Source organism: Pseudomonas sp. Root562 (assembly GCF_001427125.1).
Lineage (GTDB): Bacteria > Pseudomonadota > Gammaproteobacteria > Pseudomonadales > Pseudomonadaceae > Aquipseudomonas.
Genome location: NZ_LMGK01000023.1, coordinates 130,983 through 155,291 on the forward strand (window position 1 = coordinate 130,983; position 24,309 = coordinate 155,291).

Genomic DNA, 24,309 nt, shown 5'->3' on the forward strand with positions numbered 1-24,309 from the left:
CAATTCAAAGTGTACTACCCGGTTAGTTTTGCGTGCGATTATCGAACACAATGGCCGTTGGCGAATTGACGATTTTTTGTTCACTGCGCAACATCAATCCCACATTGAGGCCGGGTAACCAACCACCGGTCGCCGTGTTCAAAAAACTGTTCGACGACCCAGAACACTCATAACAAATTCAAAAACGGGTGGTACACATGATTCCTACTCAAAGCTCCCGCATGGCTCCGGCCATGAGCGCTGCCACTGGTGGCATCGGCGATAAAATCCGTGGTGCCATGGCGGTCGGCAAAACCCGCTGGGGCATGCTGGCGCTGGTGTTTTTCGCCACCACCCTGAACTACATCGACCGCGCCGCCCTCGGCGTCATGCAGCCGATCCTTGCCAAGGAAATGAGCTGGACGGCGATGGACTACGCCAACATCAACTTCTGGTTCCAGGTCGGCTACGCCATCGGCTTCGTGCTGCAAGGCCGATTGATCGACCGGGTCGGCGTCAAGCGCGTGTTCTTCTGCGCCGTGCTGCTCTGGAGCCTGGCGACCGGTGCCCACGGCCTGGCCACTTCGGCTGTCGGCTTCATGGTCTGCCGTTTCATTCTCGGCCTCACTGAAGCCGCCAACTACCCGGCCTGCGTGAAAACCACGCGCCTGTGGTTCCCGGCCGGTGAACGTGCGGTGGCCACCGGTATTTTCAACGCCGGTACCAACGTCGGTGCGATGTTCACGCCGATGCTGCTGCCGCTGATCCTGCACGTCTGGGGCTGGCAAGCCGCGTTCCTGTGCATGGCCGCACTGGGCGGTATCTGGTTGCTGTTCTGGGGCCTGAAGTACTTCAACCCGGAAGATCACCCGAGCGTCAAACAGTCCGAACTGGACTACATCCAGAATGAAGTCGAACCGGAACAGACCCGCGTACCGTTCTCGCGAATCCTGCGCATGCGCGGCACCTGGGCCTTTGCCCTCGCCTACTCGATCACCGCGCCGGTGTTCTGGTTCTACCTGTACTGGCTGCCACCGTTCCTCAATCAGCAATACAACCTGGGCATCAACGTGACCCAGATGGGCATCCCGCTGATCATCATCTACCTCACTGCCGACTTCGGCAGCGTGGGCGGAGGCATCCTCTCTTCGTTCCTGATCGGCCGCGGTGTCAACCCGATCAAGGCGCGACTGATGTCGATGTTCCTGTTCGCCTGCTGCATCATCGGCGTGGTCATGGCGGCGGGTTCCAGCAACCTGTGGGTCGCAGTGTTCGCCATCTCTCTGGCCATCGGCGCGCACCAGGCCTGGACCGCCAACATCTGGAGTCTGGTGATGGACTACACGCCCAAGCACATGATGAGTACGGTGTTCGGTTTCGGCGGCATGTGTGCGGCCATTGGCGGGATGTTCATGACCCAGTTGGTCGGCCACATCCTGACGGTCACCAACAACAACTACACCGTGCTGTTCACCCTGATCCCGGCGATGTACTTCATTGCACTGACCTGGATGTACTTCATGGCACCGCGCAAGATTCCGACAGTAGAAGACTGATGTTCCCTCGGCGCAGGCCCGCTATCGGGCCTGCGCTTTTTTTTGCCTGCTGTTCAGGGGCTATCAGCGACGACTTTGCTGCCAGGCCGCTGCCAGGCCACTGCAGCAAATAATGGCGATGCCGATCACGGTGGTCAGGGTCGGCGTGTGGGAAAACAGCCACCAGCCCAGCAGACCGGCGAAGATGATCTGGCAGTAACTGAACGGTGCCAGCAATGCCGGCGCAGCAAGCCGGAAAGCCTGGGTCAGGAACAGGTGCGCTGTCATCCCGCAGGCACCCAGCGCCAGCATCATCGCGCCGTGCGCCAGGCTCGGCGTCTGCCAGAAGAACGGCACCAGCGCGCTCATCACCAAAGTGTTGCACAGGCCGGCGAAGAAGTTGCTGGTGGTCGGGCTGTCGATCTCGCTGAGCTTGCGCGTCAGCAATTGGTAGAAGCAGAAAAACAATGCCGAACAGAATGGCAACAACACTGCCGGGGTAAACAAATCACCGCCGGGATGAACGATGATCAATACACCGATGAAGCCGAAGATCACCGCCAGCCATTGCCCGCGAGTGACCCGCTCGCCCAACAACGGCACCGACAATGCGGTGACCAGCACCGGTGCCAGGAAGTTGACCGACGTCGCCTCGGCCAGCGGGATGTACATCAACCCGGTGGTGAAAAACAGGCTGGTGCCCAACAGGCACAGTGCGCGAATCAATTGCAGCAGCGGTCGCTTGGTACGCAGAACCCGCAGCCCCGATTGCGGCAGGAAAATCCCGGCCATCAGCAACGTGTGAACCACGTAGCGCGCCCATACCACCATCACAATCGGATAGAAACCGGAGAGGTACTTCGAGAATGCGTCGTGACTGGAAAACAGGAAGGTTGCGACAACGATCAGCAGGATCCCCTTGAAGGGCTGATTGACGCCGGAGAGCGGGGTGCTGACGGTCATGAAGGCCTCTTAGTGAAATGGGTATGTGGCGAGGGAGCTGGCTCCCGCTGGACTGCGCAGCAGTCCCAAAACAGCATCGGCGACCGCTCCGCGCTCGAACGGGAGCAAGCTCCCTCATCACAAAAGCAAGTCAAATCCGCGCCAGCAATTCCCGGGTTTTATCCAAAGCCATCTGCGCCCGATCCAGCCCACTCACGCCCTGCTCCAGCAACTGCACAGTGGGAATCTCCAGGCTCAGTGGAATGTTAGCCGGCAAACAGCGCAACAATCCCGGCAGATCACAATCGCCATCCCCCGGAAAACGTCGCTCGTTACGCGCCTGACGCAAAATCTCGGCCATGTCGGTCGGTCGCGGCCCGGCAACATCGCACAACTGTGCATACCGTAACCGTGAAGGCGCAACGCTGGCCAGATCTTCCAGTTGCGATGCCGAACGATCGAAGTGAAATGCATCCACCAGCACCGCACCGTTTTCACGCCCGGCATTCTCGACGATACGCACGGCTTGTTGCAGATTGCGCGCATCGGTCCAGGGCATGAATTCCAGATGCGGATGCAGGCCGTAGGGCTTTGCAAGATCACACAGCCGCGCGAAGTTTTCTGTCAGCCGTTGCTCGTCAGAATCGTTACCGGCGACCAGCAACTCACTGGCGCCGAATTCGGCACCGACCGCCAGAACTTTCTCGAAGTCGGCGACGACGGTGTCCGGTTTCAAACGCAGGATTTCAACATCCAGCACACGAACGCCGGTATCGCGCAGACGGGTCAAGGTCTGGCGGCGTAAATCGCCATCGGCCACCAAGGCAAAATGATGTTCCTCCGGCGTCGCCGGCACCAGGCGCAAACCGACGTGGCTGTAACCGGCCCGCGCCGCGACTTCGACCATCTGCGGCGGTGAAAGCTCCAGCACCGTCAGACTGGCCAGGGAAAAGATTCGTTCGCTCATGGTCAGCCCTCGATCAGCGACGGTGCGCAGGCACGACCGGTTTCGGCGGCCTCGCGAATGGCTTCGATCAATGCCAGCGTGCGGGCGGCATCCGCGGCGCTCACCAGCGGCTCGACCTCTCGGCGCACAACCCGCACGAAGTGCTGCAACTGTAGACGCAGGGCTTCATCGGCAACGACATCTTCCTGAGCTTCGAGCAACGGTTGGTGCCAACCGCCATCGACTTCGTTGTAATGCCAACGCTTGAGTTGCGCAATGCTCAACGCGCCGCCGGTCCCGGCCAATAAATAACACGGCTGGTCGGCCTGACGTGGATACACCGGGTTCTCCCCCGAACCCAACTCCCAACTCCAGGGCGCGGCCACCGCATCGGAACCGGTCAGGCTACCCAACGCGCCGTTGTCGAATTGCAGCAGCACCGCCGCGCAATCCTCGTTGGCAAACCCGCGTATTGCGTTGCTGGTAATGGCCTGCACCTGGCGCACCTCGCCACACAAATGCCGCAGCAGATCGAGGTCGTGGATCAGATTGGTCAACAGCATTCCTGCACCCGCCTCGCGGCGCCAAGGTGTTTCGAAGTAACTGTCGGGCTTGCGCAATTGCCAGAGCGCCGTGACCGTGGTCAATCGGCCCAGCGCGCCGCTGTGGATAAGTTCATGGGCACGGACGATCAACGGATTGTGACGCCGGTGATGGCCCACCAGCACCGGAACGCCGCTCGCTTTCGAAGCGGCCACCAACGTCCGGGCTTCATCGAGGTGCACACCCACCGGTTTTTCCAGCAGCACCGGCACGTTCGCCGCCAGACAGTCGAGCGCAGTACTGACATGCAACGTGTTGGGGTTGGCGATGATGACCGCGTCTGGCTTCGCCTGCTCCAGCATCTGACGGTGATCGGCGAAATAACCGACTCCCCATTGCGCCGCGAGAGCGGCCGCTTGCGGCCCGGGATCAGCGACGGCGCACAGGATCGCTTCACTCAGGGAGTTCAAATGCTGGTAGTGCTGCTGGCCCATGTTGCCGGCGCCGATCAACGCGATTCGAAGGGGCGAATTCAAGATGCGGTCCTCTTGTGGTTCTTGTTGGAAAAATGAATTCCATTAATTTAGAACCGAGTTCCACAATCTTACACAGATCGGTACAGAAAGTGTTCGAACAGCGCACAGCTTCTCGATTGGCGGTTTTAGCTGAACAGTTCCGACGCCAGACTCGCCGCCGACAACTCTTCGGTAAACGCCAACAACAACGGCGCCAATTCATGCAACCGTGCGCCCGGCATCCGTGCACTGGGCCCGGCGATGCTGAGCACGCCGATCACCCGCCCGTCCCCCGGATGGCGAACCACCGCGGCAATCGCTGAGGTGCCTACGGCCGAACTTTCCTCGACACAGGCGTAGCCCTGCTCCCGCGCCAGACGCAAACGCTCAAGCAATTCGATGTTGGAACGCGGCGCATTCGGCCCCGGTTCCAGCGGCCGATCCGCCGCCTGGCGCTCCACCAGCGACAAGGCCTCGGCATCGCTCATGCACGCCAGCCACGCATGCCCCGAGGCGGTATAAAACAAGGGCGCATCACGGCCCATGTCAGGGTCATAACGCAAGCCCGAGCGAGCCCCCTGGGACTTGGCGATCCAGGTCTGGCGCTCGCCCTCGATCACCCCCAGTCGCACCAGTTCACCGGTTTCCTGTGCCAACCGGTCCAGCACCGGCTGCACAATGTCGGCGCCGCTGCTCGACAGGTATCGGAATCCCATAGCCACCAGTTTGGTCGACAAGTGATAACGCAAGTTTTCCGGATTCTGCCGCACGTAACCCAGCCGAATCAGCTCGGCGAGCAAGCGGTGAGTCGCGCTTTTGGGAATGTCCAATTGCTCCGCCAAGGTCTGCATTGGCAGACCGCGAGGGTCGCTGGTGAGGCTTTCGAGCACACTGAAAACACGTTCGATCTGACTGCCGGCCATGGGAGTTTCCACGCAAAATTTGCTCGATTCTAGAAGACAACCCGCGGAACGGGAAATCTGGAACTGTATGTCCGATAACCGCCCCCTTTACGCAGCCTTCACTTGCTCGCCTTAGGAAGACTCTTATATTTTCTGGAATCAAATTCCAAAATAACAACACCGGAGTGCTCACCATGCCTGCCGATTCGCACATTTTTCCCGACATCGACTGCGATGTGCTGATCGTCGGCTCAGGTGCGGCGGGCCTGTCCGCAGCCGTCACTGCGGCCTGGCACGGGCTGAAGGTGATCGTGGTAGAGAAGGACCCGGTATTCGGCGGCGCCACGGCCTGGTCAGGAGGCTGGGCCTGGGTGCCATGCAATCCATTGGCGCGGCGTGCCGGCATCGTCGAAGACATTGAGCAACCGCGCACCTATCTGCAACATGAATTGGGCGACCAGTACGATCCGGCAATGATTGACGCGTTCCTTCAAGCCGCTCCGCGAATGGTCGCGTTCTTTGAACAGCACACCTCGTTGCAGTTTGCCGACGGCAATGCCATTGCCGACATCCACGGCGACACACCTGGTGCCGGGACCGGGGGGCGCTCGGTTATCGCAGCGCCGTTTGATGCCAGAAATGTCGGCAAACTGCTCAAGCGTTTACGTAAAACAATGCGCGAAACGTCTTTCATGGGCATGCCGATCATGGCCGGCGCGGACCTCACGGCGTTCCTCAACCTGACCCGCTCGCTGTCAGCGGCGTGGCACGTCACCCGACGCTTCACCCGGCATTTGTTCGATCTCGCCGTGCATGGTCGTGCCATGCAACTGGTCAACGGCGTGGCCTTGGTGGCGCGTCTGGCAAAGTCTGCCGAAGACCTCGGTGTACTGCTCTGGGAATCGGCGCCGGTCACCCAATTGTTGTGTGAGAACAATCAGGTGCACGGGGCGATCGTCAGCACAGGCAAAGGCTTGGTGCGCATCCGGGCGCGCAAGGGCGTGGTGCTGGCGGCCGGCGGCTTCGCCAATGACATCGAACGGCGCAAAGCGCTGTTTCCGCGCACGCCGACCGGCCATGAACATTTGGCCTTGCCACCGCTCGGTGTGTCCGGTGACGGCCTGCGACTGGGCGAAAGTGTCGGTGCACAAATCAATGCCGACATGGCCTCTCCCGTGGCCTGGGCACCGGTGTCGCAAGTGCCGCACGGCGACGGCAGCCTTGGTCATTTCCCGCACATCATCGAGCGCGGCAAGCCCGGAATCATCGGCGTACTGAGCAACGGCCAGCGCTTCGTCAATGAAGCCAACGGTTACTACGACTATGTGAAGGCCATGGTCGCCGCCGCGCCGCAAGGCGAAGAAGTCGCCTCCTGGCTGATTTGCAATCATCGTTTTCAGCGGCGTTATGGCTTGGGGATTTCACGGCCATTTCCTGTGCCGCTGACATCCTTCATCCGCAGTGGCTATCTGAAAACCGGTAACACCCTGGAGGAATTGGCGTCGGCCTGCGGCATTGATCCGAGCGGCTTGTGCGCCACGGTGTCGGACTACAACCGTCACGCACGCAATGGCGAAGACCCGCAGTTCGGCCGTGGCTCGACGCCTTACAACCGCAAACAAGGTGATGCGTCGCAACACCCCAACCCCTGTGTCGCGCCTATCGAACAGGGGCCGTTTTATGCCGTGAAGGTCCAGCCCGGAAGCTTTGGCACTTTCGCAGGACTCAAGGTCAACCCGCATGCGCAGGTTCTGGACCACGCCGGTCAGGCCATTGAAGGGCTCTACGCGGCGGGCGGCGACATGGCGAGCATCATGGGTGGCCATTACCCCGCCGGCGGCATCAACATCGGCCCGGCGCTGACCTTCGGTTACATCGCCGCACGCCACATCGCAGGCGTCACTGCTTTTGAAAAGGAGATCGATCATGCAGCACATCGTTAACAGACAAGGTCTGAACATGCCGAAACTGGGCCTCGGCACCTGGCCAATGCTTGCAGATGAGTGCACCCGCGCCGTGGAGCAGGCCCTGGCGCTCGGATACCGGCATATCGACACGGCAGCCGGCTACAACAACGAGGACGCTGTCGGGCAGGCAGTGGCGAACAGTCCGACACCTCGCCACCAGATCCACATCACCACCAAGGTCTGGTGGGACCAACTGCAACCCGATGCGATGCGTCATTCCATGGACCGCAGCCTCAAGGCCCTGCGTTCCGATTACGTCGACTTGTTCATGATCCACTGGCCCAGTACCGATTGGGATTTGCCACGCACCATTGAAACCCTGGTGGCGCTCAAGGAACAGGGGCTGGCACGCAACATCGGCGTGGCGAATTTTCCTCTACCGCTGTTGCGCAAAGTCATCGAAGAACTGGGCGCGCCGCTGTCAGCCATTCAGGTCGAATACCACGTGTTGCTCGGACAAAACGCACTGCTCGACTACGCTCGCCAACACGACATGGCGTTGACGGCCTACACACCGCTGGCACGGAACAAGGTGTCGGATATCCCTGCCATCCAGCAGATCGCCGCCAAACACGGAGCACTGCCAACCCAGGTCGCGCTCAAATGGTTGCTGGATCAATCGAACGTCGCGGCCATTCCCAAGGCCAGCAGCGAGGCCAATCAGCTGGCGAACCTGGCGGCATTCATGATCAATCTGGATGATCAGGACCGTGCCTTGATCGCCAGCCTGTCCAAACGCCAGCGACAGGTCAGCCCGGACTTTGCGCCCGTGTGGGACGCGTTCGACGAATAACTTGCGGGACCGGCGATCACCCTCTGGATAAAAACCCATCGCAGAACGGAATTCGATGGGTTATCCGCGTTCAATACAAGCCTGAACAGTTCTCGGCAGCCGTTACGGAGTGCCGGAAACACCGACGTGCGCAGGAAAAGCCGGACGACCGGACTGGCGCCGCTCTCACTTGGCAGCAACACTCATCGCACGGATTATCAGAGGATTCCCACATGCTATGGAAAAAAGGCCGACGCAGCGACAACGTGGTCGATGCCCGTAGTGAGGGTGCCGGCGGTGGCGGGATGCGCTTTGGTGGCGGCAAGGGCTTAAGCCTGACCGCGATCGTATTGATTGTCGGAATCGGCTGGATCACCGGCCAGGACCCGATGCAGATTCTCGGACAACTGGCCGGCCAGATGGGCGACACATCGGCGCCCGCCACCACCCAGCCCCGCAAAGCCCCACCGACCACGGATGAAGGCGCCGAATTCGTGCGCTCGATCCTTGGCGACACCGAAGACACCTGGCAGCAGATTTTCCAGCAGGGTGGGCGGCAATATAAGGACCCGACCCTGGTACTGTTCAGCAACCGGGTGAACTCGGCCTGCGGGATGGCGACATCGGCGACCGGTCCGTTCTATTGCCCTGCAGACCAGAAGGTCTATCTGGACATGGCGTTCTTCCAGGAGATGTCACAGCGCTTTTCCGCAGCTGGCGATTTCGCCCAAGCCTACGTGATCGCTCACGAAGTCGGACACCACGTGCAGACCTTGCTCGGCGTTTCCGCGAAAATTCAGACAGCCCGCCAGCAGGGTCGGCAAATGGAAGGCGACGGCGGTTTGCTGGTACGCCAGGAACTCCAGGCTGACTGCCTGGCCGGTGTCTGGGCCAACCATGCGCAGCAACGGTTGAACTGGCTGGAACCGGGCGATATCGAAGAAGCATTGAACGCTGCCAATGCCATTGGCGACGATCGTTTGCAGCAACAGGGTCAGGGCCGTGTCGTGCCGGACTCATTTACCCATGGTACGTCAGCGCAACGGGTGCGCTGGTTCAAAACCGGATTCGCTCAGGGCCAGGTGGGCCAGTGCGATACCTTTGCGGCGAAAAATCTGTAAATGAAGAAGTGGTTGTTGGTATTACTGTTCACATGTGCAACGTCCCAGGCTCAAGAGCAAGGGGTCAAAGAGCTCAGTCCCGGGCGCCTGCTGTTGAAGTCAGGTGAAATGGCGGTGGGCATCAGCCGGGCACCGGCAAAAATAGAGCGCGTATTGATCATCGTCCATGGCCGGTTGCGCAATGCGCAAACCTACTTGCAGAGCGGCCTGCGCGCTGCCGAACTGGCCGGACAAAGCGAAACCACCCTGGTGATCGCCCCGCAGTTCCTTGATGAAACCGATGTCGCAAAGCACCCAGTGGCTGACACCGTCCTGCGCTGGCAAGGCAATGAATGGATGGCCGGCGGTGAATCCACGGCACCGTTTCGAATGAGTTCCTTTGAGGCGCTGGACGAAATCATCGCCCGGCTGAGTGATCGTCGGCAGTTCGCGGATGTGAAGGAAATCGTGATCGCCGGTCACTCCGGCGGCGCACAGGTGGTGCAGCACTATGCTTTGCTGGGCCGCGATCAGTCGGCACTGGAAGGCGCCGGGGTAAAGCTGCGTTACGTGGTCGCCAACCCATCTTCCTATGCCTATTTCGATGAACGCCGGCCGGTAGCGTTCAACCATGCCAAGTGCCCGGACTTCAATCGCTGGAAGTATGGCCTGTCAGATCTACCAGCCTACGCCGACGGACAAACCGCCGCGCAATTGCAGGAAAAATACCTCAAGCGTGAAGTTGTTTATTTGCTGGGGCAGCAGGACATCGACCCGAACCACCCGGCGCTGGATAAAAGCTGCGAAGCCAAGGCCCAGGGCCCGAATCGACTGGCCCGAGGGCGTTTTTACTTTAATTATCTGAAGCGGCTGAAGCCGCGAGGGCTGGATCAGCAGCTGATTGAAGTCCCCGGGGTCGGGCATAACGGGGACGGGATGTTTACGTCGCCTGAGGGGCAGAAGGCGTTATTCGGGCGATGAGTCTTGTTGTCTGATTTGACGCCATCGCGAGCAGGCTTACTCCTACAATGAAATGCGATCAACTGTAGGGCGAGCCTGCTCACGATGAGGCGTTCAAGCCGAAAGCATCTGCCGCAACTCGACACAATCCACCGCATGCCAGTCGGTCAATTCCGGCCACGGATTATCCGGCAGATTCACCAATACCGTACGCGCCCCCGCTGCCCGTCCGCAGTCCAGATCAAAACGGTAGTCACCGACCATCACCATCTGGCTGGTCGACACACTCCAGGCCTCGGCCAGCTTGAGCAAACCACCGGGATGCGGCTTTGGTGGGGCCTCATCGCGACCGAGCACATCCTCGACTGCAAAGCAGTCGGCCAGGCCGATCGCCTCAAGCGTAACGTGCGCCAACTCACGGGCATTGCGCGTCAGAATCCCCAGGCGATAACCACGTCCGGCCAACTCACGCACCAGTTCTACCGCGCCCGGCGCCGGTTTCGAACCCAGCGCCAGATCCCGTTCATGTTCCAGCAACCAGGCGTGTTTGGCCGCTGCTTCCTCGGCGGGCAGCGCGGCCAGGTGGGTCAGGATGTCGTCTTGCGCGGGGATCGCCAATGCCACGCGAATCGCCGCGAAATCATGCACGGCCACCGTCAGGGTGCCGTCCATGTCGAACACCCAATGACGTACGTCGGTCAGGCTCATGCCCAATCCTTGCGATGGCGGATCAAACCTTCCTGCGTGACCGAGGCCACCAGTTGTCCGGCGCGGTTGAATACGCTGCCACGGGAAAACCCGCGGGAATTGCCGGCCCACGGACTGTCCATCGCGTAAAGCAACCAGTCATCGGCGCGCAGGTTGGCGTGGAACCACAACGCATGGTCGAGGCTGGCGACCTGCATGTCCTTGTGCCAGACCGATTTGCCGTGAGGCTGCATCGACGTCACGAGCAGGCCGAAATCCGAAGCGTAGGCCAGCAAGTATTTATGCAGTGCCGGGGAATCGATCAAGGCACCGTCGGCGCGAAACCAGACGTATTTGATCGGGTCCGATGGCAATGGGTTGTAGGGATCTTTCTCGGTCACCGGGCGGAATTCGATCGGCTTCGGGCACAGCAGCTTTTCGCGCATTTTCTCGGGGATCAGGTGCGCGCGTTGCTGGGTCAACTCCAGCTCCGACGGCAGATTCTCCGGGCCGACCACTTGTGGCATTTCACTCTGGTGCTGAAAGCCTTCTTCGTCGTACTGGAACGAAGCGCTGCACGTGAAGATCGGGTGGCCCTTCTGGATGGCCGTCACACGCCGCGTGCTGAAACTGCCGCCGTCACGCACCCGGTCAACCTGGTAAACCACTGGCAAACCCGCGTCGCCCGGACGCAGGAAATAACCGTGCATCGAATGCACATGACGCGCCTCTTCCACAGTCTGACTGGCCGCCGACAGCGACTGCCCGAGCACCTGGCCACCGAACAACTGACGAAACCCGAGGTCCTGGCTGCGGCCACGGAACAGGTTTTCCTCGATCGGTTCCAGCGTCAGCAGGTCGACCAGATCTTCCAACACTTGGCTCATTCAGACTCTCCTCACACAACGCAATACCGCGCAGTCTTGGCTGCAGCGGTCGATTCAGTTTCTGGCCCGGGCCAACATGGGGTCCATTGTAAACGTCCGTGTCAGGTTATCCATGCAAGGTTTGCAGCCATTGTTCACGGCTGATGCGGTACAACACGTGATGACGCAGGGGATGATCGACGGCAAGCTTGGGGTGATCGAAGTCATCGGCCGGATCGTGATGCATGCCAATCGCCTGCATGACTTTTTGCGACGGCAGATTACTGTCAGCGGTAAAGGACACGACTTCGCTCAGCAGCAAGCGGTCAAACCCGCAGCGCAGAGCGGTCCACGCCGCTTCGCTGGCGTAGCCAAGGCCCCAGTGCCCGCGAGCCAGGCGCCAACCGATTTCGATGGCCGGGGTAAAAGGTGCCTCGAAACCGACCACGCCCAGCCCGGTGAAACCGATGAATTGCCCGGTATCCTTGCGCTCCAGTGCCCACAGGCCAAAACCGTGCTCGGCGAAATGGCCACGGACTCGCCCGATCAATTCAGCACTTTCCAGTCGGCTCAAGGGTGCGGGAAAATAACGCATGACCTGAGGATCGACGCACATCGCGGCAAATTCCGGCAAATCGTCATCACGCCATTGGCGCATCAGCAATCGCGCGCTTGCCAGTTCAAGTATCGGCTCCATCGTGCCCTCCCCCCATTTCCATGCCGCCAGTCTACAACGCTGGTAGGATCCGTCTCTCATTCCCGATTGAAATCATCATGCCGTTGCCGTTGATCTACCACGAAGACTACAGCCCCGAGTTTCCGGCGGATCACCGCTTCCCGATGGACAAGTTTCGCCTGTTGCGCGATCACCTGGTGGACAGCGGCCTGACCCGCGACGCCGATCTGCTGCGCCCACAACTGTGCCCGCCAGAGATTCTCGCCCTCGCCCATGACCCTTCGTATATCGAACGCTACATGAGTGGCGAGTTGTCCCGTGAAGATCAACGGCGCCTTGGCCTTCCCTGGAGCGAAGCGCTGGCGCGGCGCACGGTGCGGGCGGTCGGCGGTTCGCTGCTGGCGGCCGAGCAAGCGCTGGAACATGGGCTGGCCTGCCACCTCGCCGGCGGCACTCACCACGCGCATTACGATTACCCGGCGGGTTTCTGCATCTTCAACGACCTGGCGGTGATCAGCCACTACCTGCTGGAGAGCGGGCGTGTGAATCGGGTGCTGATTTTCGATTGCGACGTGCATCAGGGCGATGGGACTGCTCGGATTCTGCACAACACTCCAGAGGCGATCACCGTTTCCCTGCACTGCGAGAAGAATTTTCCTGCACGCAAGGCTGAAAGCGATTGGGACATTCCGCTGCCCAATGGCATGGGCGATGCCGATTACCTGAAGGTGGTGGACGATGCACTCAACTACCTGTTGCCGCTGTATCAACCCGACCTGGTGCTGTACGACGCCGGGGTCGATGTGCACAAGGATGACGCCCTCGGTTATCTGAAACTGACGGATGAAGGCGTCGCCGCCCGCGATGAAAGCGTGATGCGCCATTGCCTGGGCCGGGATATTCCGGTGGTCGGCGTGATCGGCGGCGGCTACAGCAAGGACCGGCACGCCCTGGCCCGACGTCACGGCATACTCCATCACAGTGCGCAACGCGTCTGGCAGTCATCAGGTTGTCACTGACCTGTGGATGCTTTACCCACAATGCCTGTGGAACCGCCTGTGGATAACCTGAGTGAAAGGGACTACAGGCCATGCTGGGCATGGGCTACAGACCACTGATCACTTTTTGACCACCTCTTTTTGAGGAACGCCACAATCCCTGTAGGAGCGAGCCTGCTCGCGATAAGGCCGGCACTTTCAACATCTTCGTCAACTGACAGATCGCCATCGCGAGCAGGCTCGCTCCTACAGGGGGCGGGGCTGCTAGAATGCCCGCCTTCATTCCGTCAGACCGCAGCGCTCTCCATGACTCGATCCTCGACCTCTTCCTCTTACCAAGTCGCCATCATCGGCGGCGGCCCTGCCGGGCTGATGGCGGCCGAAGTGTTGAGCCAGGCCGGGGTCAAGGTCGACCTGTACGACGGCATGCCCTCGGTAGGCAGGAAATTTCTGCTGGCCGGTGTCGGTGGCATGAACATCACTCACTCCGAAGCCTACCCGGCGTTCCTCTCGCGCTATGCCGAACGCGCACCGCACATGGCGCCGTTGCTGCGTGGCTTTGGCGCCGATCAGCTATGCCAGTGGATTCATGAACTGGGCATCGACACCTTCGTCGGCAGCTCCGGCCGGGTATTTCCCACCGACATGAAAGCCGCGCCGCTGTTGCGCGCCTGGCTCAAACGCCTGCGCGACAGTGGTGTAGTTATCCACACCCGTCACCGCTGGCTCGGCTGGAATGCCGACGGCAGCCTGAACGTTTCCAGCCCCGATGGCGATAAAAGCCTGACACCCGATGCGACCCTGCTCGCCCTCGGCGGCGGCAGTTGGTCGCGCCTCGGTTCGGATGGCGCGTGGATGCTGGCGCTGGAGCAGCACGGTGTCGGACTGGCGCCCTTACAACCGAGCAATTGCGGCTTCGAGGTGCAGGCCTGGAGCGCGTTGATGGTCAGCAAATTCGCCGGCACCCCGCTGAAAAACATCGCTATCGGCCTCAACGACGACGTGCCACGGCTCGGCGAATGTGTGATTACCGCCACCGGCATCGAGGGCAGCTTGATCTACGCCCTGTCGGCGCCGATTCGCGAGGCGATCAACCTGCACGGTTCGGCAACCATCCACATCGATCTGTTGCCCGGCCGGCCTGTGGATAAAGTTCAGGCAGCCCTGAGCAAACCCCGTGGCTCGCGGTCGATGGCCAAGCATCTGCACAGTCAGTTGGGCATCGACGGGGTGAAAGCGGCGCTATTGCGAGAATTGACCACCGCCGAAACCTTCGCCAATCCAGCCCTGCTGGCCAACGCCATCAAGGCATTGCCGCTGACACTGGTGAAAACGCGGCCATTGGACGAAGCCATCAGCAGTGCCGGTGGTGTGTTGTTCCAAGCGATGGATGAGCGCTTGATGCTCAAGCAAATGCCTGGGGTGTTTTGCGCCGGAGAGATGCTGGACTGGGAAGCGCCGACGGGCGGCTATCTGCTCACCGCGTGTTTCGCCAGTGGACGGGCGGCGGGGATCGGGATGGTGGAGTGGTTGCGGCGCAAGGGTTAAGCATCTTCTTGATCGTTCCTTGATCGTTCCTTGATCGTTCCTTGATCGTTCCTTGATCGTTCCTTGATCGTTCCTTGATCGTTCCTTGATCGTTCCTTGATCGTTCCCACGCTCTGCGTGGGAATGCAGCCTGGGACGCTCTGCGTCCCTTTTCAAGCCGAACGCGGAGCGTCCGTAGAGGCATTCCCACGCAGAGCGTGGGAACGATCATTACAGGGTCAAGGCTTACGCTTGCGCGGCCCGGTATTGAACACCGGGACTTTTCGCACAGGCTTGATCGAAGGTTCCGCTGGAGCAACTTCCCCGCTGTCCACCCACTTGCCAAGATTGCGCTTGCCGCCACCACCCGAAGCCTTTGGCTTCTTCGGTTTCTTCGGCTTTTTGATCACCTGGCCACTGGCATCGGTGTCCGGCACGCGGTGCTCGGGTTCGAAGTCCGGTTCGTTCTGACGCTTCAAGGTCTGACGGGTCAACATCTCGATGGCCGACAGCAGATTCACCTCATCGGCACACACCAGGGAAATCGCCTCGCCGGTCGAGCCCGCGCGGCCGGTACGGCCGATGCGGTGGATGTAGTCCTCAGCGACAATCGGCAAGTCGAAGTTGACCACCAACGGCAAGTCTTCGATGTCCAGGCCACGGGCTGCGACGTCTGTCGCGACCAGGATCTGCACTTCACTCGCCTTGAAACGATCCAGTGCACGCTGACGAGTCGCCTGGGGTTTGTCACCGTGGATGCCGTCGGCGTTGATGCCCAGACCCTGAAGTTTTTCCACCAGCGCGTCCACGCCGTTGCGGGTCTTGGCGAACACCAGCACTTGCTTCCACTTGCCCTTGCGCATCAGGTGCACGAACAGTTCCGGCTTGCGCTTTTTGTCCACCGTCACGATCCACTGCTTAACAGTGTTGGCTGCGACGTTGCGCGGGCTGACTTCGATGCTCAGCGGGTCGTTGAGCATCTGCCCGGCCAGCAGGCGAATGTCATCGGAGAAGGTCGCGGAGAACAACAGCGTCTGACGTTTCTTCGGCAGCGCGCGGTAAATGTTCGCCAGCTCTTCGGAAAAGCCTAGATCGAGCATGCGGTCGGCTTCGTCCAGTACCAGGGTTTGCAGCTGGTTGAACTTCAGCGCGTTCTGGCGAAACAGGTCGAGCAAGCGGCCCGGGGTCGCCACCAGCAGGTCGACGCCGCTGCGCAGCTTCATCATTTGTGGGTTGATGCTGACGCCGCCGTATACCGCGTAGGTGCGCAACGGCAGGTTTTCGGCGTACTGGCGCACGGCTTCGTGCACCTGCTCGGCCAGCTCGCGGGTCGGCACCAGGATCAGCGCGCGGACCGAATTGGCAGTGACTTTCGGCCCTTCCATCGCCAGCAGTTGCAACAGCGGCAGCGCGAAACCGGCGGTCTTGCCGGTGCCGGTCTGGGCAGCGGCCATCAGGTCGCGACCGGCCAGCACCGCCGGAATGGCTTGCGCCTGAACCGGCGTCGGAGTCTGGTAGCCGAGCGTCTCAAGGGAGCGCAGCAAGGGTTCGATCAGGCCAAGGGTGGCGAAAGTCATGGGAATACCGTAGGAAAATTCAGCGCGGGTTGTTCAAAGCAAGTGTGCAAAGCATGATGCAATGCCGCGCAGTTTACCCTAATTCACACGGGATTCTGTCGGTACTGCCGTCACCACCACCGGCCGCTCTGGCGTACGGCGCCACTGCGGCAGGCCAATCAGCACCACGGCGCTGATGATCACCGCCATTGCCAGCGCTTCCTCGATACCGATGGTCTCGCCGACGAAGACAATCCCCAGCAACACTGCCACTGCCGGGTTGACGTAGGCATAACTGGTGGCCGCTGCCGGACGCACATGCTTCAACAGGTACATGTAGGCGTTGAAGGCGATGATCGAACCGAACACGGTCAAGTAGGCCAACGCAGCCCAACCTTCAATCGGCGGCAGCTTTTCCAGGTGTTCCCCGCTGACGGCGCTGGCGATCAGCAACACGACACCGCCCACCAGCATTTCCACGGCGCTGGCCATTGCGCCTTGAGGCAGCGGCAAGTGCTTGCTCCACACCGAACCGAAGGCCCAGGTGGCCGCTGCAAAAATCAGCAGCGCCGCACCCAATGGGCTCGACTGCAGGTTGGACCCCAGGTTGAGCATGGCGATGCCAATTATCCCGAGCACAATCCCGGCCCATTCGAGACGGGTATTACGTGCGCCCCAGAAATATCCGCAGAGCAAGGTAAACAGCGGCACCGTCGCCACCGCCAGCGCTGCGACGCCGGAAGCAACGCCGGTGTGTTCCGCCACAGTGACCGCACCGTTGCCACAGGCCAGCAGCAAAATCCCGATGATCCCGGCAGCTTTCCATTGCGCCCAGGTCGGTGCCGGTGCGCCGCGCCAGCGTAAATAGGCGTACATCAAGGTCCCGGCAATAACGAAGCGAATCCCGGCGAGCAGCAACGGCGGCCAGTACTCCACGCCAATGCGAATCACAAGATAGGTCGACCCCCAAATCACGTACAACGCGAAAAAGGCTGCGATCAGCGGTAAAGGGAAACGACGTAGGCCAGGCATGGGACGACTCACAGGCAAGACAAGTGAACGGCTATTCTAGAAAGGCCGACGACGAAAAATAAGTTACAAAACTTGTTTAAAGCGCCGGTACACTTTTCAAAACACGGAGTTGAGCGCTATAAACCGTGTTTTCGAAAGTCGGCCTTTTTTTTCCAGGAGTCGCCCCGATGGATAAGTACGACCGCATGCTGCTCAGCGCCCTGCTGGAAAACGGCCGTGCGTCCTACGCGGACCTGGCGCGCAAGGTCAACCTGTCCCCCCCGGCCGTGGCCGAGCGCGTGGCCAAACTCGAGGCCAGCGGCGTGATCACTGGTTATCAGGCGAAAGTCGACATGGCCAAGCTTGGCTTGCCGATCCAGTGCGTGATCGAACTGCGCCTGAACCAGCACGGCAATCAAAAGGCCTACGACGACCTGATCAAAATCCCGCAATTGACCGAGTGCCACCGCGTAACCGGTGACCCGTGCGTGATCATGCAAGCGGCGGTGGGCTCGATGCCGGAGCTGGAAGAGCTGATCAACCGGATCGCCACGTTCGGGTTCAGCAAGACCTCGATTGTGCTGTCGAGCGCCATCGAAAAGCGCGTGCCGTTGGGGCAGTTGGAAGGAAAACCCTGATCAGATCGTTCCCACGCTCTGCGTGGGAATGCCTCAATGGACGCTCTGCGTCCGCTTTGGGACGCGGAGCGTCCCGGGCTGCATCCCCACGCGGAGCGTGGGAACGATCAGTGACGTTGAATTTAGAACCCGCGATGGCGTTTGAGATGCTCGTTGACCTTCGCCGCCGGGACTTTCTGCAACTTGCACAGCAAATCATGGGACAACTCCCGCAGCCCGTGCTTGTGCCGCAACTCTTCAGCCAGATGCGCAGTCAGGTTGGCGGCCATTTCCGCATCAGCCATCGCCCGGTGAGCCTTGCCGGTGTGCGGCAGGTTGGCGAACGTGGTGAGGGTGCCGAGTTTGTGGTTCGGCGCGGCGGGCATCAGTCGGCGGGCCAGCAGCAGCGAACAGGCGAAGTTCTGCAACCGCGTACGTTTGATTCGCCCCAGTTCGAAGTCCCAGAACTTCTGGTCGAACGCGGCGTTGTGCGCCAGCAACGGTGTGATGCCGACGAATTCATTGACCTCGTTCATCACCTGCTCCGCCGATGGCGCAGTGCGCAGCATGGCGTTGCTGATGCCGGTGAGCTGTTCGATGAAGGCCGGGACACGCACGCCGGCATTCATCAGGCTTTGGTAACGCTCGACGATGCGCCCCTGTTCAAGGATCACCACGGCAATTTCCGTGGCCCGGCAACTGCTGCTCGGGGAGATCCCGGTGGTTTCAAAGTCGATGACTGCAATGCGTTCCAAACCTGTTTCAACTCCGTAAAAAATCAATTCTTGAGCAGCAGGGCGCCTTCGATCGGCACGTAGCGGCTGGCAGCGCGGATCAGCGAGTTGGCGGTCAAGCCCGGCACGCCATAAGCCACCGCTTGCACCCCGTGCTTGCTGATGATGCGTTCGAGCAACATATCGAAATCGCCGTCACCGGAGGCCAGCACGATTTCGTCGACGTGGTCGGCGGCGTCCATGATGTCAAGGGTGATGCCCACGTCCCAGTCACCTTTGGCCGAGCCGTCGCTGCGCTGGATGTAAGGCTTGAGCTTCACGGTGAAACCGAGGTTGCGCAGGATCTGCTGGAACTGCTGCTGTTTGCTGTCGCCACGGTCGATGGCGTAGGCATAGGCTTCGACAATCTCGCCCTGTTTGCTGACATCAGCCCACAGCGCGGCGTAGTTGAAGTGACAACCATAGGCCTGACGCACGGTGTAGTAGAGGTTCTGGACATCGGCGAACACAGCGATCTTTTTCACCGCACATCCCCTTGGGCGCAGACAGGATCAGGCACCAGGCCCGAAAAGTTGCCCAGTATGCCAGCCAAAAGGAAGGTTCCGCGAATAATCGGCTATGTGGCGAGGGAGCTTGCTCCCTCGCCACAGATTTATCAGACGAAGGAGTCGTCGTCGCCGCCGAACAAAGATGAACTGTCATCGCTGTAGTCAGCGTCGCTGAAACCGCCCTGGTCGTTGTCGTAGGAATCGTTGCCGGCCATGCGCTGGTCGTCGCCCCAGCCGTTGTTGCCCTGGTCGTTGACCTGGGCCGGTTCTTCCTTGATCACTTCGACGATTTCCTGCGGTTGCTGGTTATGCTGGAACAGGCTGCTGATGCCTTGCGCCAGCATTACACCACCGGCGACACCGGCCGCGGTTTTCAGCGCGCCACCGAGAAAACTGCCGCCGGCCGCTGCGGGCGCTTGTTGCTGCGGTGCATAGCCCTGTTGTGGAAAGCCTTGCTGTGGCGGTTGCGAGTTGAAGGAAGGACGCGCCGGCTCGCGCCAGCCGCCCCCACTCGACACCGGCGGATGTTGCGCGGGCACAGGCTGAGGATCACGGTGTCCGCCACCAAAGATGCTCGACAGAAATCCACCGCTGCTCGGCGCCGGTGCAGCCGTCTGCGCCTTGGCCTGTTGCAGCTCGGCCTGCAATGTCTGGACTTGCGCACTCAGCTGTTTGTTCTGCTCGTCGAGGCTTTTGATGGCCGCCTCTTGCACCAGAATCGCCTGGGTCATGAAATAACCTGCCGCCGGTTGGCGCGTCAGGTGTTCCTTGATCCGCGCCTCGGCCTGGGCGTCGCGCGGGGCTGAGTCCGTTTCGGCCTGTTGCAGCCGGGAAAACAGTCCATCGATCAGGGTTTGTTCTTCGCTGTTCATGGCGACCTCGTAGATTGCCGGGGAAATCGTTGCCCTTCTCCACTGAAGATAAGGCACTCGACCTTAATGGAGGCTGAAACAAGATGTTTCAATGCCCTTTACCGAACGTTTACGTTTGCGTCCCCAAGGGCTTGATCGGTTAAAGTGGGCCACTGCTTTCAACCTGCGATACCGACTGATGAATCCGTTAGATGTACTGCGAGACTCCCTGTATTTCTTCAAGCGCAATCTGGGCCAGATTGTGCAGCTGTGCCTGCCGCTGGTGATTATCGAGGCGCTGTTGCAACAAGTCGTCGACCGCTCCACCGAGCCGGACAGTTTCCCCGGCATCAGCGTGATCGTCGGCCTGCTGGTTTACCCGCTGTACACCGCCGCGCTCATTCTGTTCCTCGATGCCCGCAGCCGTGGCGAATCGCCAAGCAACCGCGAACTGCTGTCGAGATCTGCTTATCTGTGGCCGCGTTTCGCCCTGCTGACGGCACTCAACACGCTGCTGATTCTGCTGGGCCTGTCGCTGTATTTCCTGCCGGGCATCTGGTTGATGGTGACCCTGGCGTTCGGCGAGTACCTGCTGGTGCTGCGCGGCCTGGCACCACTGCAAGCGATGAAGGAAAGCCTGCGCCTGACCCGTGGTCATTTCCTGCGCATCCTGGTGTGCATCCTGTGCGTGATGGGGCCATTGTGGCTGCTCAAGGGCGCGACGCTGGCGGCGTATCCAGAGCCGCAAAACCCGGTGATCTCGCTGCTGATCGACAGTGCCCACAGCTTCCTGCAACTGTTCACCAGCGTGGTGCTGTTCCGTCTGTTCATGCTGATCGGCGAAGAGCCGAAAAAAATCGACGGGCCACTCTGACCTTGGGCGACCGCCCGTCACTCGGGTATGCTCGGGGTCAACTTCCGTAACGCTATAAGCCGAGCCATGACCCGACTGCTGCGCTACACCTTGCTGGGATTGTTGATCGTCATCGGCCTGACCGGTGTGATGGTGTATAGCCTGACCTGGCGCCCCGAAGCCCGCGAAGTGCTGCCAGTCAGCTGCAGCACCGGGGCACCGACTCTGGTTCCCGGCCAGGCGCTGAAGGTGATGACCTGGAACGTTCAGTACCTGGCGGGCAAGCGGTACGTGTTCTGGAATGACCTGGCCGACGGCACCGATGAGAATCCCACGCCGCAAGACATGGCCTTCAGCCTCGATGAAGTGGCGCGTGTGATTCGTGACGAGCAACCGGACGTGGTGCTGTTGCAGGAACTCGATGACGGGGCCAAGGCCAGCGATTACCAGCACCAGCTCAAACTGCTGCAGGAACGGCTCGCCGACCTGTACCCGTGCAGTACCAGCGCATTCGACTGGAAGGCTGAGTTTGTTCCTGATCCACACATCTTCGGCAGCGTTGGCCGGCAACTGGCAACCTTGAGCCGCTACCAGATCGACCATGCCCAGCGCCTGCAATTGCCGGTCGCGTCGGCCAACCTGATCAGTCGCCAGTTCCAGCCAAAAAACGCCTTGCTGGTGGCTTATCTGCCTTTGAGCGACGGCAGTCAATTGGCGCTGCTCAATACTCATCTGGAACGCGCCACGCAACCCGACGAAACGCTGCTGGCGCAGGTATCGGCCGTGGCCAAAGCCCTCGATAAGCTCGAAAGCCGCGGGACGCCATGGCTGATCGGCGGCGACTTCAATCTGTTGCCGTTGGGGCAATACCAGCGCCTGCCCGCCGAACAACGCTCGCCCTACTCCGCCGACAGCGCCCTGCACGTGTTGTGGGACAAATACCCGATGATCCCCAACAACAACGAAGCCAGCGGCATCGATCGTGCGCGCTGGCTGACCCATTACCCGAACGATCCGAACCTGAGTGGCCCCGACCGCACCGTCGACTACCTGTTCTACAGCCCGCGCATCAAACGCGTCGAGGCAACGGTGAGGCAAGACGATACGTTGCGCATTTCCGATCATTTGCCGGTGATTGCGCGGTTCCTGCTGCCGGCGACACCATGATCCTGTGAGCAAAGCTTGCTCGCGATGACGCCGGCACATTCAAGAGAGAGGTGACCGACACACCGCCTTCGCGAGCAAGCTCGGCGCCTACAGGGTTTGCGTTGCCTGCCAGTCGTCCGGGATGACCGCGATCACGTCGATTTCCATCAGCCACTGCGGTTGACCAAGCCCGGAAATCACCAACCCGGTCGAGATCGGGAACACGCCTTTCAACCACTTGCCCACCACTTGATACACCGGTTCGCGGTAACGCGGGTCAATGATGTAGGTGGTGGTTTTGACGATGTGCGACAGATCACTCCCCGCCTCTTCCAGCAGCTGCTTGACGTTTTTCATCGCCTGTTCGGCCTGGGCGGCCGGGTCGCCAAGGCCTACCAGGTTGCCCTCGAAATCAGTGCCGATCTGGCCGCGGACATACACCGTGTTGCCCGCGCGCACAGCCTGGCAAAGATCATTGTCCAGTGACTGGTTGGGATAAGTGTCTTTGGTATTGAACATGCGAATTCGCGTGTGAGTAGGCATCAACTGAGTCCCTGAAACGTGATTGAAAAGGGTCATTCCCGCGGTCGACTGTCACCGCTGTGAAGGGTCGCGGTATTCGAGGTACTGGCGCTGCGTGGCAATGTGCCCGGCGACATGTTTGGCGTCGTGCCAGACACCCCAGATAAAGCTCGAACCGCGACGCGACAGCCATGGCAGGCCTACAAAATAGACACCCGGCTCGTTCGAGACACCGCGCTGATGCCGTGGCTTGCCCTTCTCGTCGAAGGTGTCGACCTGCAGCCAGCTGTAATCGACGGCGTAGCCGGTTGCCCAGATGATCGAGGTAATGCCCGCCTCGGCCAGATCGAGTTCGAGAATCGGGCGAGTGACGCACTCCGGGTCGGGCAGCATGAAGCGGGCTTCGGGTTCTTCCGGAAGGTCGAGTCCGTTGCGGGCAATGTAGGCATCCGCCGCGTCCAGCAGCGACAGGTAATTCTCGTCGCCCGCAGCGATGTTGCGCGCCAGATCCGGCTGGAACGTCACCACGCCGTCGTTGAACGATCGGGTCAGCCCCACCAGCGTGACGCCTTGTTTGGCTAGACCGCGGAAATCGACGGTGTGGCCACCCCGCGCACCGCTCACCGCGATGGTCACGTGCTCGCGACCCGGCTCCATGGTTTCAAGATCCCACAACCCCAGAACCCCCAACCACCAGCAAAAATCACGGTTGCGATAGCTGCGAGGCGGACGATCATGCTGGCCGACCGACAGATAGACCTGTTTACCGGCGCGCTGCAGCTCATCGGCAATCTGCACACCGGAAGAGCCTGCACCGACCACCAGCACACCGCCCTCGGATAGCTGCTGTGGGTTGAAATACTCGGCCGAGTGAATCTGCGTGACCGTGCTGTCTTTCGGCGCAATCGGCGGGATGACCGGCCGCTGGAAAGGACCGGTCGCCGCCACCACGCGATTGGCCTGGATCACGCCTTCGGAGGTTTCGATGGTGAAGCCTGGACGGTCACTGTTGCGCACCACTTTTTTCACTTCGACGCCAGTACGAATCGGCGCTTCGAATTTCTCGGCATAGGCTTCGAAGTACGCGGCCACGCGATCCTTTGAAGCGAAGGCGTCGGGCTCCAGATCTTCAAAAGCCAGGCCGGGGAAGCGGTCATGCCAAACCGGGCCGTTAGCCACCAGCGAATCCCAACGCCCGGTGCGCCACGCTTCAGCGATGCGGTTACGCTCCAGGACGAGGTGCGGCACACCGAGTTTGCTCAGGTGCTCGCTCATGGCGACGCCAGCCTGGCCGGCACCGACAACAAGCGTATCTATTTCTATCTTTTTATCATTCATGCTTGCGTCCTTCAGAGAGGCAACTAAGGCGCGACAAGTCGCGACCGTTCAGCTGTTTTAATAATTAATTCCGCGTCGATAACTTTGCTGGCGGGGTAGTTTTATTGTGCTTAGCGAATGCCAATAGCGAAATTATGATTTTTGTCGTTGTTGCCCATGAAAAAACTAACTAACAACTACATTGATAAATGCATTAACTGTGGGAGCGAGCCTGCTCG

At 60.4% G+C, this 24,309-nt stretch carries 24 protein-coding genes; 10 read left to right on the top strand and 14 right to left on the bottom strand.

Annotation, left to right across the window (positions count from 1 at the left end; all coding sequences use genetic code 11):
- Positions 1 to 197 precede the first annotated feature (197 nt).
- Positions 198 to 1,535, top strand: coding sequence for an MFS transporter (locus ASD60_RS20180; protein ID WP_056855708.1), 1,338 nt, complete (start codon positions 198 to 200; stop codon positions 1,533 to 1,535).
- Between the two features lie 63 nt (positions 1,536 to 1,598).
- Here the strand turns inward: ASD60_RS20180 and ASD60_RS20185 are convergent, their stop codons facing one another.
- From ASD60_RS20185 to ASD60_RS20200, 4 genes are all read right to left on the bottom strand, one after another.
- Complete coding sequence (locus ASD60_RS20185; protein WP_056855709.1) at positions 1,599 to 2,477, bottom strand: DMT family transporter; 879 nt, start codon at positions 2,475 to 2,477, stop codon at positions 1,599 to 1,601.
- A gap of 130 nt (positions 2,478 to 2,607) precedes the next feature.
- Positions 2,608 to 3,423: a sugar phosphate isomerase/epimerase family protein gene (locus tag ASD60_RS20190; protein WP_056855710.1), complete on the bottom strand. Its 816-nt coding sequence runs from the start codon at positions 3,421 to 3,423 to the stop codon at positions 2,608 to 2,610.
- Between the two features lie 2 nt (positions 3,424 to 3,425).
- A complete protein-coding gene (locus tag ASD60_RS20195) occupies positions 3,426 to 4,481 on the bottom strand; it encodes a Gfo/Idh/MocA family protein (protein WP_056855711.1) in 1,056 nt (351 codons plus the stop codon).
- 125 nt (positions 4,482 to 4,606) lie between these two features.
- Positions 4,607 to 5,383 (bottom strand): IclR family transcriptional regulator, encoded by a 777-nt coding sequence (locus tag ASD60_RS20200; protein ID WP_056855712.1) that lies wholly within the window; start codon positions 5,381 to 5,383, stop codon positions 4,607 to 4,609.
- A gap of 173 nt (positions 5,384 to 5,556) precedes the next feature.
- Between ASD60_RS20200 and ASD60_RS20205 the strand changes: the two genes are divergently transcribed.
- From ASD60_RS20205 to ASD60_RS20220, 4 genes are all read left to right on the top strand, one after another.
- Entirely contained in the window at positions 5,557 to 7,305 is a 1,749-nt protein-coding gene (locus ASD60_RS20205) for an FAD-dependent oxidoreductase (protein ID WP_056855713.1), read from the top strand.
- Complete coding sequence (locus ASD60_RS20210; protein ID WP_056855714.1) at positions 7,289 to 8,122, top strand: aldo/keto reductase; 834 nt, start codon at positions 7,289 to 7,291, stop codon at positions 8,120 to 8,122. The genes ASD60_RS20205 and ASD60_RS20210 overlap by 17 nt, the downstream gene beginning before the upstream one ends.
- A 212-nt stretch (positions 8,123 to 8,334) precedes the next feature.
- Positions 8,335 to 9,222 carry a KPN_02809 family neutral zinc metallopeptidase gene (gene ypfJ, locus ASD60_RS20215; RefSeq protein WP_056855715.1) on the top strand — a complete coding sequence of 296 codons (888 nt, stop codon included), beginning with the start codon at positions 8,335 to 8,337 and terminating at the stop codon, positions 9,220 to 9,222.
- Positions 9,223 to 10,182, top strand: coding sequence for an alpha/beta hydrolase (locus ASD60_RS20220; protein WP_056855716.1), 960 nt, complete (start codon positions 9,223 to 9,225; stop codon positions 10,180 to 10,182).
- A gap of 93 nt (positions 10,183 to 10,275) precedes the next feature.
- On the opposite strand, the gene ASD60_RS20225 is transcribed toward ASD60_RS20220, so the two are convergent.
- From ASD60_RS20225 to ASD60_RS20235, 3 genes are all read right to left on the bottom strand, one after another.
- Positions 10,276 to 10,869, bottom strand: coding sequence for an HAD family hydrolase (locus ASD60_RS20225; RefSeq protein ID WP_056855717.1), 594 nt, complete (start codon positions 10,867 to 10,869; stop codon positions 10,276 to 10,278).
- Positions 10,866 to 11,735, bottom strand: a complete 870-nt coding sequence (tesB, locus tag ASD60_RS20230) for an acyl-CoA thioesterase II (RefSeq protein WP_056855718.1) — start codon at positions 11,733 to 11,735, stop codon at positions 10,866 to 10,868. Before tesB ends, ASD60_RS20225 begins: the two co-directional genes overlap by 4 nt.
- A gap of 106 nt (positions 11,736 to 11,841) precedes the next feature.
- On the bottom strand, positions 11,842 to 12,411 hold the full coding sequence (locus tag ASD60_RS20235; protein ID WP_056855719.1) for a GNAT family N-acetyltransferase: 570 nt from the start codon (positions 12,409 to 12,411) through the stop codon (positions 11,842 to 11,844).
- Between the two features lie 77 nt (positions 12,412 to 12,488).
- On the opposite strand from ASD60_RS20235, the gene ASD60_RS20240 reads away from it, so the two are divergent.
- On the top strand, positions 12,489 to 13,409 hold the full coding sequence (locus ASD60_RS20240) for a histone deacetylase family protein (protein ID WP_056855720.1): 921 nt from the start codon (positions 12,489 to 12,491) through the stop codon (positions 13,407 to 13,409).
- A 285-nt stretch (positions 13,410 to 13,694) separates the two neighbouring features.
- A complete protein-coding gene (locus ASD60_RS20245) occupies positions 13,695 to 14,936 on the top strand; it encodes a TIGR03862 family flavoprotein (protein ID WP_056855721.1) in 1,242 nt (413 codons plus the stop codon).
- Positions 14,937 to 15,154: 218 nt separating this feature from the next.
- Here the strand turns inward: ASD60_RS20245 and ASD60_RS20250 are convergent, their stop codons facing one another.
- Positions 15,155 to 16,492 (bottom strand): DEAD/DEAH box helicase, encoded by a 1,338-nt coding sequence (locus ASD60_RS20250; protein ID WP_056855722.1) that lies wholly within the window; start codon positions 16,490 to 16,492, stop codon positions 15,155 to 15,157.
- A 78-nt stretch (positions 16,493 to 16,570) separates the two neighbouring features.
- Complete coding sequence (gene yedA, locus ASD60_RS20255; RefSeq protein ID WP_056855723.1) at positions 16,571 to 17,503, bottom strand: drug/metabolite exporter YedA; 933 nt, start codon at positions 17,501 to 17,503, stop codon at positions 16,571 to 16,573.
- Positions 17,504 to 17,670: 167 nt separating this feature from the next.
- Between yedA and ASD60_RS20260 the strand changes: the two genes are divergently transcribed.
- Positions 17,671 to 18,120 carry an Lrp/AsnC family transcriptional regulator gene (locus tag ASD60_RS20260; protein WP_056855724.1) on the top strand — a complete coding sequence of 150 codons (450 nt, stop codon included), beginning with the start codon at positions 17,671 to 17,673 and terminating at the stop codon, positions 18,118 to 18,120.
- A gap of 122 nt (positions 18,121 to 18,242) precedes the next feature.
- Here ASD60_RS20260 and ASD60_RS20265 read toward each other — a convergent pair whose 3' ends face one another.
- From ASD60_RS20265 to ASD60_RS20275, 3 genes are all read right to left on the bottom strand, one after another.
- Entirely contained in the window at positions 18,243 to 18,854 is a 612-nt protein-coding gene (locus ASD60_RS20265) for a 3'-5' exonuclease (protein WP_056855725.1), read from the bottom strand.
- 23 nt (positions 18,855 to 18,877) lie between these two features.
- Positions 18,878 to 19,357 carry a LabA-like NYN domain-containing protein gene (locus ASD60_RS20270; RefSeq protein WP_008022614.1) on the bottom strand — a complete coding sequence of 160 codons (480 nt, stop codon included), beginning with the start codon at positions 19,355 to 19,357 and terminating at the stop codon, positions 18,878 to 18,880.
- 131 nt (positions 19,358 to 19,488) lie between these two features.
- The gene (locus tag ASD60_RS20275) at positions 19,489 to 20,253 is read right to left on the bottom strand and encodes a DUF2076 domain-containing protein (protein ID WP_056855726.1); all 765 of its coding nucleotides are present in this window, start codon (positions 20,251 to 20,253) and stop codon (positions 19,489 to 19,491) included.
- Between the two features lie 178 nt (positions 20,254 to 20,431).
- Between ASD60_RS20275 and ASD60_RS20280 the strand changes: the two genes are divergently transcribed.
- A complete protein-coding gene (locus ASD60_RS20280; RefSeq protein ID WP_056855894.1) occupies positions 20,432 to 21,106 on the top strand; it encodes a YciC family protein in 675 nt (224 codons plus the stop codon).
- 66 nt (positions 21,107 to 21,172) lie between these two features.
- Positions 21,173 to 22,252: an endonuclease/exonuclease/phosphatase family protein gene (locus ASD60_RS20285; RefSeq protein ID WP_056855727.1), complete on the top strand. Its 1,080-nt coding sequence runs from the start codon at positions 21,173 to 21,175 to the stop codon at positions 22,250 to 22,252.
- Positions 22,253 to 22,339: 87 nt separating this feature from the next.
- Here the strand turns inward: ASD60_RS20285 and ASD60_RS20290 are convergent, their stop codons facing one another.
- Together ASD60_RS20290 and ASD60_RS20295 are read right to left on the bottom strand one after the other, a co-directional pair.
- Positions 22,340 to 22,774, bottom strand: coding sequence for a RidA family protein (locus ASD60_RS20290; protein ID WP_056855728.1), 435 nt, complete (start codon positions 22,772 to 22,774; stop codon positions 22,340 to 22,342).
- Between the two features lie 51 nt (positions 22,775 to 22,825).
- On the bottom strand, positions 22,826 to 24,091 hold the full coding sequence (locus tag ASD60_RS20295; protein WP_056855729.1) for a flavin-containing monooxygenase: 1,266 nt from the start codon (positions 24,089 to 24,091) through the stop codon (positions 22,826 to 22,828).
- Positions 24,092 to 24,309 lie beyond the last annotated feature (218 nt).